This window comes from Roseateles sp. P5_E8, assembly GCF_054177665.1.
In genome coordinates this window covers 18,625-32,859 of sequence record NZ_JBGCUM010000054.1, presented here as the reverse complement: position 1 = coordinate 32,859, position 14,235 = coordinate 18,625, and the positions used below count along the sequence as shown (strand labels likewise).

The following is a 14,235-nucleotide window of genomic DNA, read 5'->3' as shown; positions in this document are numbered from 1 at the left end:
GAGTACGTCTCATAGGATTCGGACGGCACGCTTGCCACCTACGCAAGATCTCACCGAGTTGTCGCGGACGACCGGCAGTAGGTGTCTGAATCCATGCTTCCCAGTCGGCGACGTACTCTGGCGCAAAGCGGGCCACGCGCTGCTGGAATTGCAATATTGTCTCGTGTTCTATTCCCGGCACATCTATTCTCCCCTGGAAGGTCTACTAATAGTTTATTCAGCACGCCTTGCTACATAGCTCCGCCACTGCTGCTTAACCAAGTCACAGCGATGCAAGGCAAGGCCTTAAGTGCAAAGAGAAATCCACCTGGCCCGCGGGAAATTGGTGCCATTAAATTCATGCGGAAAGCGGCGTCCATGGCGCGACTCTGCCAGCCGCTCGAACCCGGCGCAACGGTGGGAATTCCGGTCAGTCCAAGCACCGCTCAGCTGCTCCGACAATCTGTGCATGCCCCATGCCGTCTCCGTTCTCCGCGCCGCGCGTCTGGCGAGCGCCACCAAGCCGTTCATGGCTCGCGGTGGCTTCAAGCGCGAGCGCTGCGAGGGCTGCCGGCTGGTGCCGACGCACTGCATGTGCGCCTTGCGCCCCTGGGTGAACACGCGCGCCGCGGTGTGCCTGCTGATGGCAGACATCGAGCCGCTGAAGCCGACCAACACCGGCTGGTTGATCGCGGACACGGTCCCGGACACCTTCGCCTTCGGCTGGTCGCGCACCCAGCCCGATCCCGCGCTCATCGCCTTGCTGAGCGATCCGAGCTGGGATCCCTACGTCGTCTTCCCAGGCCAGTACGCCGCGCCGGAACGTGTCGTGCATGCCGTCAAGCCGCGCACCGCAGACGAGAGCGGCACGCCCAAGCGGCCACTCTTCATCCTGCTGGACGGCACCTGGTCCGAGGCGCGCAAGATGTTCAGCCGCAGCCCCTACCTGAACCACATGCCGGTGCTCAGCCTGGGGCCCGCGGAGACTTCGCAATACCGGCTGCGCCGCTCGCGTTGCGGCGATCATTTCTGCACCAGCGAGGTGGCCGCACAGTGCCTGGATCTCGCCGGCGACGCCGCCGCCGGCAAGACGCTCGACGCTTACCTGGGTGTCTTCACGCATCACTACCTCCAGGCGAAGAACCAGTTGCCGATCGCCTGGGAAGGCGCGGCGCATCAGCGCCTGCGCGAGGCCAGAACCTAGATCCGGCAGTTGGGCGCGCCTGAGGGGCTGGCGAGGCGGGTCGCTGGCAAGGAGCGACGACGCAGTGGGCTCTTGCCCACAAGGAGAAGCAACGCCGCCAGCGGCCCGAAGCGCCAGACCACGGGGCGTGCAGCGCTGCTCACCGAAGTGGTGAACGACGAGCACTGAGCAAGGCGTTGATGCGTCAAGCCTTTCGATGAGTAGCGAGCGGTCAACTGCCGGATCTAGGTTTAATAGTGCGGCGGTAGCTCGTCCCGCAGGTTGACCTGCGCGCCCGGCTCGGCGGTGGCGCGGTTGCGCAGCTCCACCAGCTCGCGGACCAGCCGGTCGATCTGGGCCTGCTGGCGCACGACAACCGCATTGAGCTGCTCGACGGTGTCCTCGGCAAAGCTGGCCTTGATCTCGAGGTCGGTGAGGCGTTGTTCCAGGGTATGCAGGTCGTCCATGCCTGTATTGGGCCAGAACCTCAGGCGTCGTCCGGCAGCGCGTCCAGCGCCTCGGCCCACTTCGCCGCCACCTTGGCATAGCCGTCGCGGGTGGGGTGGATCTCGTTGGCCCAGTCGCCCGACTTGCCCGCGCTGCCTTCGTCCGCCAGTACGAGGTTGGCGGCCTGGCTGTCGATGACCTGGATGGACCCGGCGCCGGGATGGCTGACGCTGCGCTGCGCCGCCAGGTCCAGCAGCAGCTGGCCCAGTCGCTTCATCAGCAGCTCGCCAATGGCCAGCCACGCGGTCGCGGGCACCTGGAAGGCCACCATCGCCGGCTGCAGCCACGGCCCGAAGCCCGCACCGGCCTGCGCGGGGCGCGGGCGCAGCAGCGCGTAGTTGTGCAGCAGCAGCGGCGTCTGCTTGTTGATGCCGCGGTCGCGCAGGTCCAGCAGCCCGGCGAAGACAGCGCCCAGGTAGACGCTGAAGGTCTGCCAGCCTTCCGCGCTGAGGTAGCTGGCGGCGTCGCCACCCACGCCGCGCTCGGCGGGCGTCAGCAGCAGGCGCTGGGCACGCGGCGCGGTTGGCGGCGAGCCGATGGCTTCGATGAGGTCGTTGCCGCCGCCGGAGACGAGCACGGCGCTCCAGCGTGTCGCGACATTGCCGCTCAGCTGGTTGGCAAAGTTGGGCGCGCGTACGTTGTCCACCATGCGCTTGAGCACCGCCCCCGGCGCCGCACAGTTCACCGCAACGGCGCCGCGCACCAGGCGCAGTTCTTCGAGCACGTTGGTGGTCAGGAAAGGCGGGATGGCCCCCAGCGAGAACCACGAGTCGCCCTGCGCCAGAAAGCACTGGCCGTAGAGGTCCAGCGGGAAGGGCGTGTCCCCGCCGAGGTCGTAGGGGCTGATGAGCTTGACGGGGTGCGACATGGCGGCAGTCTCCGGTGAGAGACGCGAGTGGAGTGCGGACCGGCAGCAAGCGCAACCCCAACCCTGACTACCGTTCCTGGCGCTTCTCACCCTTGGCCGAGATCGATCCCATGCCCGACACCGACCGCTGCACGCTGGGGTTGCCGAAGTAGTCGACCGAGCCCACGCCGGAGATGTGGGCGGTCAGGTCGTCGGTCACCCACACCAGCACGTTGCCGATGCCGCTGACGTTGACGCGCGCCCGTTGCGCCTGCAGGCGGTCGGCGATGACCTTGCCCTTGCCGGAGATCTGCAGGGCCAGCTCGTCCACGCGGCCGCCGAACTGGCCCTCGCCGGCGCCGCTGATGCCAAAGGTGAGCTGGCGGGCCTGCAGCTGGTCCAGCCGCACGATGCCGGCGCCGCTGATGGTGAGCTTGAGTTGCTCGCACTGCAACGGCCCGGGCGCGTGAACGTCGCTGGCGCCGGAGACGGAGAGCTGGCGCAGCTGGCGCATCTCGACCTGCACGAACAGCTTGCCGCTGTGCCAGAACTTCCAGCCGCCGGTCGGGCGGATGACGAGCTGGCGGTCGGCCAGCTCGACCTCGACGCCCTGCTGCACCTCGGCGTCGCCAACGATGAAGGCCTGGTCACGCTCCCCCTGCACAAGGATGACGCGCGCCGCGCCGCCCAGCTCCAGACGGTCGAACTCGCCGGGCGCGTAGACCTTGCCAGGCCCAACCGGCGGCATGGGCGGCATAGGCCGTGCCATGGGGCGCGGTTCAGGATGCGGATGCGGTTGAGGGTTGGGTCGCGGCAGCCGCGCAGGCTCAGCCGGGGGAGCAGGTGGTGCTGAAGGCGCCGTCTGCGCGCCGGCCAGGCCCGCCACCAGCAGCAGCAGGCAGGGCAGCAGGCGTCTCCTCACAGCGACTGCTCCCTCAGCATCTTGGACACCTCGCGGTTGGCCGTGATGCGGCTGCCGTCGCGCAGCTGCACGACGAGCTGGGAGTTCTCGTCGGGCGTCATGCTGTCGACGAAGTCCAGGTTGACGATGCAGCCACGCTGCACGCGCAGGAAGCGCGTCGGGTCCAGCCGCGTCTCGAAGCTGGCGATGGGCAGGCGCACGAGAAAGCTGCGGCCCTTGCTGGTGATGGCGGTGTATTTGTTGTCGGAGCGCAGGCTCTCGATGTCGCCCACCAGCAGCGGGAAGATCTTGCCCTGGTCGCGCACCAGCAGGCGAGTCAGCGGCGCGTCGGCCGGCGTGCCCAGGGCCTGGGCGACCTCGGCGGTGGTGGGCGCCGCGTCGCGCAGCACATGGGCCACGGCCTCGTCGAAGCGCTCGCGCGAGAAGGGCTTGAGCAGGTAGTCCACCGCGTGCAGCTCGAAGGCCGTCAGCGCGTGCTCGTCATAGGCGGTGGTGAAGATGATGCGCGGCTGGTGGGCGTCGTGCTGGATCTCGCGCACCACCTGCAGGCCGGTCAGGCCGGGCATCTGGATGTCGGTCAGCACCAGGGCGGGCTTGAGGGCGCGGATCTGCGCCAGCGCCTCGTCGCCGTCGCTGCACACGGCCAGCAGCTGCAGGCCCGGCGTGGCCTTGACCCAGTCGGCCAGGGCCTCGGCAGCGAGGTGTTCGTCTTCGGCGATGAGAACGGTGGTGAGGGTGCTCATGGGGTCATGTCTGTGGAATGAACAGATCGACGCGGAAGCCGGCGCCGGGGGCGGTGTGGATGCGCAGGCGGGCGCGGCCGTCGTAGTCGAGCGCGAAGCGCTTCTTCAGCGCGGCCAGGCCCACGCCGCGGCGCTGGCCGGGCTTGGGCTCCAGCGCCTCGGGCTCGCAGCCAGGGCCGTCGTCGGCCACAGCCAGGTCCAGGCCCTGGTTGAGGGCATTGCGGCGGGCCGTGATGGTCACGCAGCCGCCGGCCTTGCGAGGCGCCACGGCGTGCAGGATGGAGTTCTCCACCAGCGGCTGCAGGGTCAGCGGCGGCAGTTCGTCGGCCAGCACGCGCTCTTCCAATTGCCAGTCCACGCGCAGGCGGGTACCCAGGCGCAGGGCCTCCAGCGCCAGGTAGTCGCGCAGAAAGTCGATCTCGTCGGACAGCATGACGCGGTCCTCGGCGCCGCGCTTGCTGTCCAGCACATAGCGCAGCATGGACGCGAACTTCAGCAGCGCGGCCTCGGCGGCGGCCGGGTCCTTGCGGGTCAGCGCGATCAGCGAGTTCAGCGTGTTGAACAGGAAATGCGGGTTCAGCTTGCCGCTGATGGCCGACAGCTCGGCGCGAGCCAGCGCGCTCTCGGCCTGCGCCGCCGCCACCGCGGCGCCGCGCGCCGCCCGCGACTGCAACACCGCCGTGAAGGCCGTGGCAATGGCCGCGTAGACGACCAGGCCCCACACCGAATGCCACAGCAGGCCGGCCACGAGCACGGCGCCGGCATGGTCTGCCCCGAACAAGGCCGCGTTGACGGCGAACTCGCCCGCCTGCCAGCAGGCCGAGAACACCACCGCTGCCAGTATGTGGGCCATGGCCGTGGCGGACTGGCCGGCGTCGCTCGCGTGCAGGCGGCGTGCCACCGGCCAGATGGCAATGCCCAGCAGCACGGGCGCCCACAGCATGGTGGTGGCCTGGTAGACGGCCAGCCAGAACGGGTCCAGCCCCCGGTCGAACTCGCTGCCGGCCAGCACGAACAGGCACCAGGCCAGCGCGCAGCCGCCGGCATACGCGAGCCAGAGGCGGCGGTTGCTGTGACGTGGGGCCAGGCTGTTCATGGCTTCATCTTAGGGAGGGCCTGAGGCCGGCCGGGGGGCGGGGAGACGAAGTGCGGGCCCCGGGGTGCGGGATGCGGTCTCCGGGGTGTTGCGGGTGTTCCAGACGAGCCCCGCCGTCATAATTCGCCCCCTCCCATCGAATTCGGACGAGCGTCATGGCCAGCGTCAACAAAGTCATCATCATCGGCAACGTCGGCAAAGACCCCGAGGTTCGCTACAACCCCAGCGGCGGCGCCTGGGTCACCCTCAGCCTGGCCACCACCCGCAACTGGAAGAACCGCGAAAGCGGCGAGCGCCAGGAAGAGACCGAATGGCACCGCGTCGTCTTCAACGACCGCCTGGCCGAGATCGTCGGCGAGTACGTCAAGAAGGGCCGCCCGCTCTACGTCGAGGGCCGCCTGAAGACCCGCAAGTGGCAGGACAAGGAGGGCCGCGACACCTACACGACCGAAATCATTGCCCAGGAGATGCAGCTGCTCGGCGGCCGTGACGGCCAGGGCGGCGGCGACGAAGGCGGTGGTGGCGGCGCCGGCTACAGCCGTGGCGGCGGTGCTGGTGGCGGTGGTGGCGACGAATACGGCGGTGGCGCTCCGCGTGCCGCTGCGGCCCGCCCCCCGGCAGCGGCCCAGCGCCCGGCGCCCCAGCGGGCTCCGGCCCCGGCGCCCAAGGCGTCGACGGGGTTTGACGACATGGACGACGACATCCCGTTCTGACCGGTGTCCTACTGAATGCGAAGGCTCGTGGCGTTGCGTCACGGGCCTTTTTTGTGCCTCAGATGCTCAGGGCCTTCCATGCACCGTCACATCCTCTGCGTCGCCTTGACGCTTGGCTGCCTTACCGCTTCTGCCGACGACTCTCTCCCGAAGCAGTTGCCAACCGCTGAGCAAGCCGAAGCGCTGCGCTCGGCCGAGGCCACCGGCCTTGCCATCTACCGGCACGACCACGCCGCATCCGTGGCCACCGATGCGGCCATCAAGCAGCGCCACCTGACACAGGATGCACGGGTCCGCGGTTGGATCACCGAGGAGCGCGACGGCGGCATCGGCGTAACCTTCATCGACCAGACGCCCGCAGCCCTTTACCGGGTGGCCGTGTCGAAGGACGGGGTCGCCGGCGACGTGACAGCCCTGGAGTCCCCCGCGCCGCTCACTCCCTACGAAGCCGGCGCATCGACGGCGAGGGCCGTGGCCGTCGCGTCCAATTTCCAACGCTGCGCTCAGCGCTACAACTCAGTCGTACTCCCTTCCGCCACGTCGGCGTCTGGCTGGGTGGTGTATTTGATTCCCAGCACTAACCAGAGCGACGTCGTGCCCATCGGGGGCACCTACCGCATCGAGGTCAAGGATGCCGCGATCGTCTCGCAACGCGGATTCACCAAGAGCTGCATCACCTTGCAGGCGCCTGCCAACGCGGTAGCTCTGACGATCACCCACCTACTTGATGCCACGCCCACGGAAGCCCATGTGTTCTGGAGCCTGTGGGCCAAGAAGGCCATGTACGTCGTAACGCCGCCTGATGGCGCTGTATGGGCCGTCGAAGGCAGCAAGATCAAGTTGCTGCCGCTCAAGGCAGGCAAGGGCTGAAGCGCCGCGCACACCGGCCAAGCGGTTGCCCTTGGCACGAGGGCCATGCGGCAACTCCCACCGGTGTCGCGCTGCCGAAGGGGACTTTTCATGCTCCCGGCGGCGGGCCTGGAAAGCTGTCCCCCGCAAAAGAGAATTTGCAAAGCCCTGTCGATTCCCGGCACGCCGGAGCGTCGTTCCTCTGACTGGCCCGTCGGCCAGGATTCGCAGAGGCACGCATGAAACTCCTGCTCACGTCCGCCGGAATCAAGAACCCGAGCATCCACGGCGCGCTGCTTGAACTGCTGGGCAAGCCGATCGCCGATTGCCACGCGCTGTGCATCCCCACGGCCGGCTACGGGCATCCGTTCATGACGCCGGACAAGTCATGGAATTTCATTGCCGGCCAGGAACCGCGCACGCCGATGGCCGAGCTGGGCTGGAAGTCCCTGGGTGTACTGGAACTCACCGCGCTGCCCAGCGTCGGCAGGGCGCGCTGGGAGCCCTGGGTCCGGCAGGCCGACGTGCTGCTGGTGAACGGCGGCGACGCGCTGTATCTGGCCCATTGGATGCGCCAGTCCGGCCTGGCGGACCTGCTGCCCTCGCTGCCTGACATCACCTGGGTGGGCCTCAGCGCCGGGAGCATGGTCATGGCGCCGCGGGTGGGCGAGGACTTCATCGAGATGAAGCCGCCCATCACCGGCGAAGACGTGGCGCTCGGGATGGTCGAGTTCGCGATCTTTCCTCACCTGGAGCACCCGGGCTTCGACGGGAACACGATGGCGTGCGCGGAGACATGGGCGGCCCGCATCGGCTGCCCGTCTTACGCCATCGACGACCAGACCGCCATCAAGGTGGTGGACGGTCGCGCCGAGGTCGTCTCAGAAGGGCAGTGGAAGTTCTTCGGCGGTTGACCGCGAACCCCGCGGCACGGGCTAAGGCGCCTTAGCCACCGACGGCCGATGGTCAAAACTGAGCACCCGGGCCAGCCGCCAGCCCGCGGCTTCGCGCTTCCACAGGTGCACGAACTTAGCCTCCTCCGAGCCGGGTTCGCCCTTGCGGGCAAAGACATGACGGCCCATCTGCACGGCGCCATAGCCTTGCATCGGATAGACCTCCAGGCTCCCCGGGACCAGCGTGCGCGTGACGCCGTTGTCGCGGGGGCAGGACTTCAGGACCTTCACCGCCTCGCCAAAACTCGCGCCGGCCTTGTCGTGATAGAACTCGGCGTCCTCGGTGAAGATCGCTCTGAACTTGCCGGCGTCGCAAGTGAGGAAGGCCGCTTCGAACACCGCGGCGTCCATGCCTGCGAGTTCGTCGTACAGCGGCCCCGAACGGGCCGTGTCCTGCGCAAGGCAGGGCAGAGCCAAGGTGGCGGAGAAGAGCACGGCCAACAACTGGCGTGAACGGCCATGAAAACCGGCAGCGTGTGGCTGCATCGAGATATTGCGCACAAGGGCTCCTTGCAAGGCTGCACTTTCGGCAGTTTGCAAGGAGCCCTTCTGGTCAGCGTGCGCTACGCGACAGACCGCGCGCAGCAACGGACGAGCTGGATATTTGCCAGACAGGCCGCTCCTGCGGGCTCGCCAAAGCGGCCAGCGGCTGCTTCAGCGGCGCGAGCCGCAGCGGTGGCCTACAACCGCCCCATCAGCAACAGCACCACGATGATCAGCAGCACCAGGCCGAGACCGCCGGTCGGGCCGTAGCCCCAGCTACGGCTGTGCGGCCAAGCCGGGAGCGCGCCGAGGAGCATAAGAATCACAACGATAAGAAGAATGGCGCCAAGACTCATGGTGGTCTCCTGTTGGCAGTTGAAGGGCCACGCATGCGCGTGGTGACCATGGCTCGAATGTCAGCTGCCGAAGAGCGCGCAGGTGTAGGAGCGCAGCGCGAACCACCCGTAGGCTGAGGAGAACCGGCCGGCCAGACCTCTGCCGTCACCCGCCCCGCGCCGCACTCGGCGCATGCCCGATGACGCGCTTGAACGCCCGGCTGAACGAGGCCTCCGACTCATAGCCCAGCCGGTCGGCCGCCGTGGCCACGCGCATGCCATCCTGCGCGATCCAGCGGCGGGCCTGGAACATCTTGACCTTGGCGACGTACTTGGCCGGGCTCTCGCCCATGGTGCGCGTGAAGGCGTCGGCAAAGCGGGAGCGGGACGCGCCCATCAGCCCGGCCAGGCGCGGCACGCTCCAGTCGCCCTCGGGCTCGGCGTGGATGGCGGCGATGACCTTGCCGATCTTCGGGCAGCGCACGGCGGCCACCCAGCCCGTCGAGTCGTTGCAGCCGCACTCGACCCAGGCGCGGATGAGGCTGGCGGCCAGCGCGTCCGCCAGCCGCGCCAGGATGCCGCAGGCGCCAATGCGGTCCAGCGCCACCTCGCGCTCCATGGCGTCCAGCAGCGCGGGCACGGTGGCGTCCTTGGTGGCCAGGTCGCCGGTCAGCATCAGCGGCGGCATCATGGCGATGAGGGGGTGCAGCGGGTCGAGGTTGAAGCGCAGCGCGCCGCAGAACAGCACGTCCTTGGGCGGGCCTTCTGTGCTGTCAGCGCCGGGAGGCCCGCCGACGAGGTAGATGTTGTCCGAGACCGGCACGCGCGACAGGGAGTCGATGTCCACCGTCGGCACGTCCGGCGCGCTGGCCAGCACGTGGAAGCTGCCGTGGGGCAGCAGCACGGCGTCGCCGGGGTTGAGGCGCACCCAGTCCGTGCCGGCGGTGCGCAGCCAGCAGCCGCCACTGCCGACGAAGTGAAAGCGCGCCGCGCGCTGCGCCGGGAAGGCCACGGCCCAGGGCGCACGCATGATGCAGCGGCCGTACTCGACGCCGTCCAGCCGCAGGCCGAGCAGGATCTGCGTCAGCGAATCGGGCCCGCCGGGCAACGATGTGATGCTGGAGGATTGGTCAAGCATTTGGGCTCTTTCGGCATTCAAACGCCGGAATGCTAGACCTAGCATCTCCTTCCGTTTCCCTGAAGGGGTTTGTGTTGTCCTCCTCGTCCTGCTCCACCTGCCCGGCCGTTGCCGGCCTGCCACCCAAGCCGGCCACAGCCGAATCAGCTGCCAACTGGCCCGCCATCGCCTCGCTGACCATGGGCGTGTTCGGCCTGGTCATGGCCGAGTTCCTGCCGGCCAGCCTGCTCACCGCCATGGCCACCGACCTGGGCATCAGCGACGGCGCGGCAGGCCAGGCCGTCACGGCGACGGCACTCGTCGGCGCCATCGCCGCACCCTCGCTGCCGCTGCTGACGCGCAAGCTCGACCGCAAGCGCGTCATGCTGGCCTTCACGGTATTGCTGCTGCTGTCCAACGCGCTGGCCGCCACGGCCAGCAATCTGGCCGTGCTGCTGGTGGCACGGGTGATGCTGGGCGTGGCGCTGGGTGGCTTCTGGTCAATGTCCGCCGCGCTGGCCATGCGCCTGGTGCCCGAAGGCCAGTTCGCGCGGGCGATGTCCGTCATCCTGGCCGGCGTGTCCATCGCCACCGTCTGCGCCGCACCCGTGGGCGCGTGGATGGGCGATGTGTGGGGCTGGCGCAGTGCCTTCATCGCGGCCGGCGCGGTGAGCGTCGTCACACTGGCCGTGCAGGCGCTGACGCTGCCCGCGCTGCCGCCGCGCGACAAGCCCGACCTGCGCGTGCTGGCCGAGCTGCTGCGCCGCCCGCCGGTGCGCGTGGCGCTGCTGGCGGTGCTGCTGGTCATCTCCGGCCACTTCGCCGGCTTCACCTACATCCGGCCGCTGATGGAGCAGGTCACGCACCTGTCCGTGGGCGCCATCTCGGGCGTGCTGCTGGGCTATGGCATCGGCGGCTTCCTGGGCAACTTCGCGGGCGGCTGGCTGGCCGGGCGCAGCGAGCGCGCAGCCATCGTCGCCGGCGGCGTGCTGATCGCCGCGCTGGCGGCCGTGCTGCTGGTGGCGGGCAGCTCGCCCGTCGTCACGGCCGTGGCGGTCACGCTGTGGGGCTTTGCCTTTGGCGCCTTCCCGGTGGGCTTCCAGACCTGGATCGTGCGCGCCGCGCCCGACCAGGCCGAGGGCGCGGGCGGGCTGCTGGTGGCGGGCTTCCAGGTGGCAATAGCCAGCGGCGCCATCGGCGGCGGCCTGCTGGTGGACCGCATCGGCGCGCTCGGCGGCCCGGCTTTCGCGGTCGTCGCACTGACGCTCGGCACGCTGCTCACGCTGCGCCATGGCCCCCGGACGGTCGCGAAGGTGGCGGCATGAACCGCCGCCTCACTCTCGCTGCCCATCCGCAGGGCCTGCCGGGGCCGGAGCATTTCCACCTCGACACCCAGCCCGTGCCCGAGCCGACGGACGGCCAGGTGCTGCTGCGTACGCTTTACCTCTCCGTCGACCCCTACCAACGCAACCTGATGACGCCGGTCGGGCCGGGTTATGCGCCACCGGTGCCGCTGGGCGGCGTCATCGTCGGCGGCACGGTGAGCCGAGTCGTGGCCTCGCGCCACGCGGGCTTCCGCGAGGGTGAACTGGTGCTGGCCAACGCTGGATGGCAGGACTACGCCCTCTCCGACGGCAGCGACCTGCTAGCCCTGGGCGACGTGACGCAGCCGTCGCTGGCGCTGGGCGGCCTGGGCATGCCGGGCTTCACGGCCTATGTCGGCCTGCTGGACATCGGCCAGCCCCAGCCGGGCGAAACAGTGGTGGTGGCCGCCGCGACGGGCGCGGTCGGCGCCGTGGTCGGCCAGCTCGCCAAGCTCAAGGGCGCACGCGTCGTCGGCATTGCCGGCGGTGAAGAGAAGTGCCGCCACGCCGTCGACGTGCTCGGTTTCGACGCCTGCCTGGACCGCCACGCGCCCGACCTCGCCGCGCGGCTGGCGGCGGCCTGCCCGCAGGGCATCGACGTGTACTTCGAGAACGTCGGCGGCGAGGTGTTCACCGCCGTGCTGCCGCTGCTCAACCTGCACGCCCGCGTGCCGGTCTGCGGCTTCATCGCCCACTACAACGGCGCCGCGCCCGCCCGCGGCCCGGACTTGGCCACGCTGCTGGCCAAGCGCATCCGCGTGCAGGGCTTCATCATCCTGGACCACTTCGGCCCGCGCTTCGACGCCTTTCGCCGCGAGATGACCGCCTGGCTCGCCGAAGGCCGCATCAGGCTGCGCGAGGACATCGTCGACGGGCTGGAGCAGGCGCCGGCGGCGCTGGCCCGGCTGCTTCAGGGCGGCAACTTCGGCAAGACGGTGGTGCGCGTGGCGCCGCGCTGACGCTCAGGCGGCCCTCTTGCTTCGAGCGGTCTTGGCCGCTGGCTTGGCCTTGCTTGGTTTGCTGGCCTTGCCCGCCTTGCCGCCCAGGCTCTGGCGCAGCAGCTCCGTCAGGTCGACGACGTTGCTGCTGCCCGTGTCGGGCGCGTCCTCGAAGGGCTTGACGGTGGCCTTCTTGCCGGCCTTGGCCTTGGCGGCCACCAGCGCGTGGATGGCGGTCGTGAAGTCGTCCTTGAACTGCTCGGGCTTCCAGGCGGCCGTCATCTCGGCGATGAGCTGGCGGGCCATCTTCAGCTCGGCGGGCTTGAGGCCGGCCTCGCCCGCCTTGGGCAGGTCCAGCGCCTCCGGCGAGCGGATCTCCTCAGCCCAGCGCAGCGTGCCCAGCATCAGCGCCGGGCCGGCGGGGATGAGGGCGGCCAGGTGCTCCTTGTTGTGCAGCACGAAACGGGCGATGCCGATGACGCCGGCCGCCTCCAGCGCCTCGCGCAGCAGGGCGTAGACGCGCTGCGCCCGGGCGTCGGGCGACAGGTAGTAGGGCTTCTCGATGTAGACGAAGGACACGTCCGTCGCCTTCACGAAGGCCTCGATCTGGATGGTCTGCGTGCGCTTGGGGTAGGCGTCCTTGATCTCGTCGTCGGACAGCACGACGTAGTCATCGCCTTCGAGCTTGACGCCCTTGACGATGTGCTCCTTGGCGATCTCCTTGCCGGTGCGCTTGTTGATGCGCTTGTAGCCCACCGGGTCCATGCTGCGCTTGTCCAGCCAGTCGAAATCGACCTCCTGCTCCTGCGTGGCCGAGTGCAGGGCCACGGGCACGTGCACGAGGCCAAAGGAGATGGCGCCCTTCCAGATGGCGCGCGGGCCGCCGCCTTGATGCTCAGCCATCACTCAGCCATCACTTCAGCTGCGCAGCCAGGCCACGGCCGTACTCGACGACGCAAAGTAGCTCGTCTGCACGGTCGGCTTGGGCGCCTGGTCGGGCGAAGGCAGCGGCGTGGGCACCTCCTTGCGGCAGGCGGTGAGCGCGGCCATGGCGACAAGCGCGCCGGTCATCAGCTGGACGAGGCGTGGCTTCATGGCGGCTCTCGCGTCAGATACCCCAGGGGGCACCGTAGTGGTCGTAGATGCCGCGGCCGTACTCGTCGCTCCAGGCGGGCGACTCGTCCTTGGCGTAGCGCGGGCCGGTCTTGATCTGGTCCATGTCGAGGTTGACCACATAACCGTCCTTCTCGACGTCATAGGTCAGCATGCTCCAGGGCAGCGGGAAGCGGTCGCTGCCCAGGCCTAGGAAGCCGCCGAATTCGAGCGCGGCGTGGCGTACCAGGCCGCTGCGCTTATCGATGGTGAGGTCGTCGATGCTGCCGAGCTTTTCACCGGCCAGGTTGTAGACGGCAGTGCCCTCGACCTTGGAGGAGGAGATGGTGGGGTGCAGGCTCATGGGGGTTCCTCGTGAAGCGTTGCCACCACTATCGGCCGCACGGCGACACGGGACGATCAGCCTGCGGGCAGTCCGGCTGTAGGTGCCGGCCGACCCCTGCCGGACAACCGCCTCCGCAGGCCGTCAGCACGGCCTCCGTTTGTCCGATACGCAGCGCCGAACGAGGCCGACAACGCAGGCGGCGCGCCCTGGTCATGATGGATTCACCCAACCTCATCGCCCTGAGACCGCCATGACGTCCCGCCTGCTCGCCCCGCTGCTCTGCCTGTGCATGGTCGGCCCGGCCCACGCCCAGGCACAGAACGTCGCCACCAACGGCAGCACCGCGCTGGCCGGCCAGGGCCAGGCCACGGCCGCCGCCGACCCGGAACTGAACTGGCGCGACCCGCAGTGGCTGGCCAAGCAGCGAGAGCGCTCGCGCTGGCGCTATCAGCTCGGCCTGGAGCAGCAGGTGCGCTCCCCCGTGCAGCTCGGGCCCCAGGCCGCTGTGCGCGAAGCGGTGTGGGCGGGCGTGAGCTACGACCTGACGACCCGACTGAGCGGCGGCGTGGAGGCGCCGGTCTGGCAGCGTGACACGGGCTGGGCCTCGCGCATGAACTTCGACCGCCCCAAGAGCGACGGCGTGGCCGGCCTGCGCGGTGCGCTGTCGTACAAGCTCGGCGCGCAGAGCAAGCTGATGCTGCGCCCGCAAGCCCGGCGCGTGATGCTGACCTACGCGGCCACCTGGTGACGGCGGCGGCGGTCCCCAGA

At 69.2% G+C, this 14,235-nt stretch carries 18 protein-coding genes; 7 read left to right on the top strand and 11 right to left on the bottom strand.

The window, feature by feature from the left end; genetic code table 11:
- Positions 1-448 precede the first annotated feature (448 nt).
- Positions 449-1,183, top strand: a complete 735-nt coding sequence (locus ACXRVZ_RS22820; RefSeq protein WP_457419931.1) for a tRNA-uridine aminocarboxypropyltransferase — start codon at positions 449-451, stop codon at positions 1,181-1,183.
- A 230-nt stretch (positions 1,184-1,413) separates the two neighbouring features.
- Here the strand turns inward: ACXRVZ_RS22820 and ACXRVZ_RS22815 are convergent, their stop codons facing one another.
- The 5 genes from ACXRVZ_RS22815 to ACXRVZ_RS22795 form a co-directional block, all read right to left on the bottom strand.
- On the bottom strand, positions 1,414-1,629 hold the full coding sequence (locus ACXRVZ_RS22815; RefSeq protein ID WP_457419929.1) for a SlyX family protein: 216 nt from the start codon (positions 1,627-1,629) through the stop codon (positions 1,414-1,416).
- A 20-nt stretch (positions 1,630-1,649) separates the two neighbouring features.
- The gene (locus tag ACXRVZ_RS22810; RefSeq protein WP_457419927.1) at positions 1,650-2,537 is read right to left on the bottom strand and encodes a hypothetical protein; all 888 of its coding nucleotides are present in this window, start codon (positions 2,535-2,537) and stop codon (positions 1,650-1,652) included.
- A gap of 67 nt (positions 2,538-2,604) precedes the next feature.
- Positions 2,605-3,285: a head GIN domain-containing protein gene (locus ACXRVZ_RS22805; RefSeq protein WP_458232854.1), complete on the bottom strand. Its 681-nt coding sequence runs from the start codon at positions 3,283-3,285 to the stop codon at positions 2,605-2,607.
- Between the two features lie 149 nt (positions 3,286-3,434).
- Positions 3,435-4,181 (bottom strand): LytR/AlgR family response regulator transcription factor, encoded by a 747-nt coding sequence (locus tag ACXRVZ_RS22800; protein ID WP_457419923.1) that lies wholly within the window; start codon positions 4,179-4,181, stop codon positions 3,435-3,437.
- A 4-nt stretch (positions 4,182-4,185) separates the two neighbouring features.
- Complete coding sequence (locus ACXRVZ_RS22795) at positions 4,186-5,277, bottom strand: sensor histidine kinase (protein WP_457419921.1); 1,092 nt, start codon at positions 5,275-5,277, stop codon at positions 4,186-4,188.
- Positions 5,278-5,432: 155 nt separating this feature from the next.
- Between ACXRVZ_RS22795 and ssb the strand changes: the two genes are divergently transcribed.
- From ssb to ACXRVZ_RS22780, 3 genes are all read left to right on the top strand, one after another.
- Positions 5,433-5,990, top strand: a complete 558-nt coding sequence (ssb, locus tag ACXRVZ_RS22790; protein WP_457419919.1) for a single-stranded DNA-binding protein — start codon at positions 5,433-5,435, stop codon at positions 5,988-5,990.
- Between the two features lie 78 nt (positions 5,991-6,068).
- Positions 6,069-6,860 carry a hypothetical protein gene (locus ACXRVZ_RS22785; RefSeq protein WP_457419917.1) on the top strand — a complete coding sequence of 264 codons (792 nt, stop codon included), beginning with the start codon at positions 6,069-6,071 and terminating at the stop codon, positions 6,858-6,860.
- 218 nt (positions 6,861-7,078) lie between these two features.
- Positions 7,079-7,753: a Type 1 glutamine amidotransferase-like domain-containing protein gene (locus ACXRVZ_RS22780; protein ID WP_457419915.1), complete on the top strand. Its 675-nt coding sequence runs from the start codon at positions 7,079-7,081 to the stop codon at positions 7,751-7,753.
- A 21-nt stretch (positions 7,754-7,774) separates the two neighbouring features.
- Here the strand turns inward: ACXRVZ_RS22780 and ACXRVZ_RS22775 are convergent, their stop codons facing one another.
- From ACXRVZ_RS22775 to ACXRVZ_RS22765, 3 genes are all read right to left on the bottom strand, one after another.
- Positions 7,775-8,332 carry a nuclear transport factor 2 family protein gene (locus ACXRVZ_RS22775; protein WP_457419913.1) on the bottom strand — a complete coding sequence of 186 codons (558 nt, stop codon included), beginning with the start codon at positions 8,330-8,332 and terminating at the stop codon, positions 7,775-7,777.
- Positions 8,333-8,472: 140 nt separating this feature from the next.
- Positions 8,473-8,631, bottom strand: a complete 159-nt coding sequence (locus ACXRVZ_RS22770) for a DUF3309 family protein (RefSeq protein ID WP_457419911.1) — start codon at positions 8,629-8,631, stop codon at positions 8,473-8,475.
- Between the two features lie 145 nt (positions 8,632-8,776).
- Positions 8,777-9,748 (bottom strand): AraC family transcriptional regulator, encoded by a 972-nt coding sequence (locus tag ACXRVZ_RS22765; RefSeq protein ID WP_457419909.1) that lies wholly within the window; start codon positions 9,746-9,748, stop codon positions 8,777-8,779.
- A gap of 71 nt (positions 9,749-9,819) precedes the next feature.
- On the opposite strand from ACXRVZ_RS22765, the gene ACXRVZ_RS22760 reads away from it, so the two are divergent.
- Both ACXRVZ_RS22760 and ACXRVZ_RS22755 read left to right on the top strand, forming a co-directional pair.
- Entirely contained in the window at positions 9,820-11,052 is a 1,233-nt protein-coding gene (locus ACXRVZ_RS22760; RefSeq protein WP_457419907.1) for an MFS transporter, read from the top strand.
- On the top strand, positions 11,049-12,050 hold the full coding sequence (locus tag ACXRVZ_RS22755; RefSeq protein WP_457419905.1) for an NADP-dependent oxidoreductase: 1,002 nt from the start codon (positions 11,049-11,051) through the stop codon (positions 12,048-12,050). Before ACXRVZ_RS22760 ends, ACXRVZ_RS22755 begins: the two co-directional genes overlap by 4 nt.
- Positions 12,051-12,053: 3 nt before the next feature.
- On the opposite strand, the gene ku is transcribed toward ACXRVZ_RS22755, so the two are convergent.
- The 3 genes from ku to ACXRVZ_RS22740 are packed head-to-tail and all read right to left on the bottom strand — an operon-like array spanning position 12,054 to position 13,485.
- Positions 12,054-12,932, bottom strand: coding sequence for a non-homologous end joining protein Ku (ku, locus tag ACXRVZ_RS22750; RefSeq protein ID WP_457419903.1), 879 nt, complete (start codon positions 12,930-12,932; stop codon positions 12,054-12,056).
- A gap of 15 nt (positions 12,933-12,947) precedes the next feature.
- Positions 12,948-13,124 (bottom strand): hypothetical protein, encoded by a 177-nt coding sequence (locus ACXRVZ_RS22745; RefSeq protein WP_457419901.1) that lies wholly within the window; start codon positions 13,122-13,124, stop codon positions 12,948-12,950.
- 13 nt (positions 13,125-13,137) lie between these two features.
- Positions 13,138-13,485 (bottom strand): PRC-barrel domain-containing protein, encoded by a 348-nt coding sequence (locus tag ACXRVZ_RS22740; RefSeq protein ID WP_457419899.1) that lies wholly within the window; start codon positions 13,483-13,485, stop codon positions 13,138-13,140.
- A 232-nt stretch (positions 13,486-13,717) separates the two neighbouring features.
- On the opposite strand from ACXRVZ_RS22740, the gene ACXRVZ_RS22735 reads away from it, so the two are divergent.
- Positions 13,718-14,215, top strand: a complete 498-nt coding sequence (locus ACXRVZ_RS22735) for a hypothetical protein (protein ID WP_457419897.1) — start codon at positions 13,718-13,720, stop codon at positions 14,213-14,215.
- Positions 14,216-14,235: the final 20 nt, after the last annotated feature.

Excerpts from the sequence above, each read along its gene's own strand:
- ACXRVZ_RS22820 (WP_457419931.1), top strand. The coding sequence starts at position 449 with ATGCCCCATGCCGTCTCCGTTCTCCGCGCCGCGCGTCTGGCGAGCGCC.
- ACXRVZ_RS22815 (WP_457419929.1), bottom strand. The coding sequence starts at position 1,629 with ATGGACGACCTGCATACCCTGGAACAACGCCTCACCGACCTCGAGATC.
- ACXRVZ_RS22810 (WP_457419927.1), bottom strand. The coding sequence starts at position 2,537 with ATGTCGCACCCCGTCAAGCTCATCAGCCCCTACGACCTCGGCGGGGAC.
- ACXRVZ_RS22805 (WP_458232854.1), bottom strand. The coding sequence starts at position 3,285 with ATGGCACGGCCTATGCCGCCCATGCCGCCGGTTGGGCCTGGCAAGGTC.
- ACXRVZ_RS22800 (WP_457419923.1), bottom strand. The coding sequence starts at position 4,181 with ATGAGCACCCTCACCACCGTTCTCATCGCCGAAGACGAACACCTCGCT.
- ACXRVZ_RS22795 (WP_457419921.1), bottom strand. The coding sequence starts at position 5,277 with ATGAACAGCCTGGCCCCACGTCACAGCAACCGCCGCCTCTGGCTCGCG.
- ssb (WP_457419919.1), top strand. The coding sequence starts at position 5,433 with ATGGCCAGCGTCAACAAAGTCATCATCATCGGCAACGTCGGCAAAGAC.
- ACXRVZ_RS22785 (WP_457419917.1), top strand. The coding sequence starts at position 6,069 with ATGCACCGTCACATCCTCTGCGTCGCCTTGACGCTTGGCTGCCTTACC.
- ACXRVZ_RS22780 (WP_457419915.1), top strand. The coding sequence starts at position 7,079 with ATGAAACTCCTGCTCACGTCCGCCGGAATCAAGAACCCGAGCATCCAC.
- ACXRVZ_RS22770 (WP_457419911.1), bottom strand. The coding sequence starts at position 8,631 with ATGAGTCTTGGCGCCATTCTTCTTATCGTTGTGATTCTTATGCTCCTC.
- ACXRVZ_RS22765 (WP_457419909.1), bottom strand. The coding sequence starts at position 9,748 with ATGCTTGACCAATCCTCCAGCATCACATCGTTGCCCGGCGGGCCCGAT.
- ACXRVZ_RS22755 (WP_457419905.1), top strand. The coding sequence starts at position 11,049 with ATGAACCGCCGCCTCACTCTCGCTGCCCATCCGCAGGGCCTGCCGGGG.
- ku (WP_457419903.1), bottom strand. The coding sequence starts at position 12,932 with ATGGCTGAGCATCAAGGCGGCGGCCCGCGCGCCATCTGGAAGGGCGCC.
- ACXRVZ_RS22745 (WP_457419901.1), bottom strand. The coding sequence starts at position 13,124 with ATGAAGCCACGCCTCGTCCAGCTGATGACCGGCGCGCTTGTCGCCATG.
- ACXRVZ_RS22740 (WP_457419899.1), bottom strand. The coding sequence starts at position 13,485 with ATGAGCCTGCACCCCACCATCTCCTCCTCCAAGGTCGAGGGCACTGCC.
- ACXRVZ_RS22735 (WP_457419897.1), top strand. The coding sequence starts at position 13,718 with ATGACGTCCCGCCTGCTCGCCCCGCTGCTCTGCCTGTGCATGGTCGGC.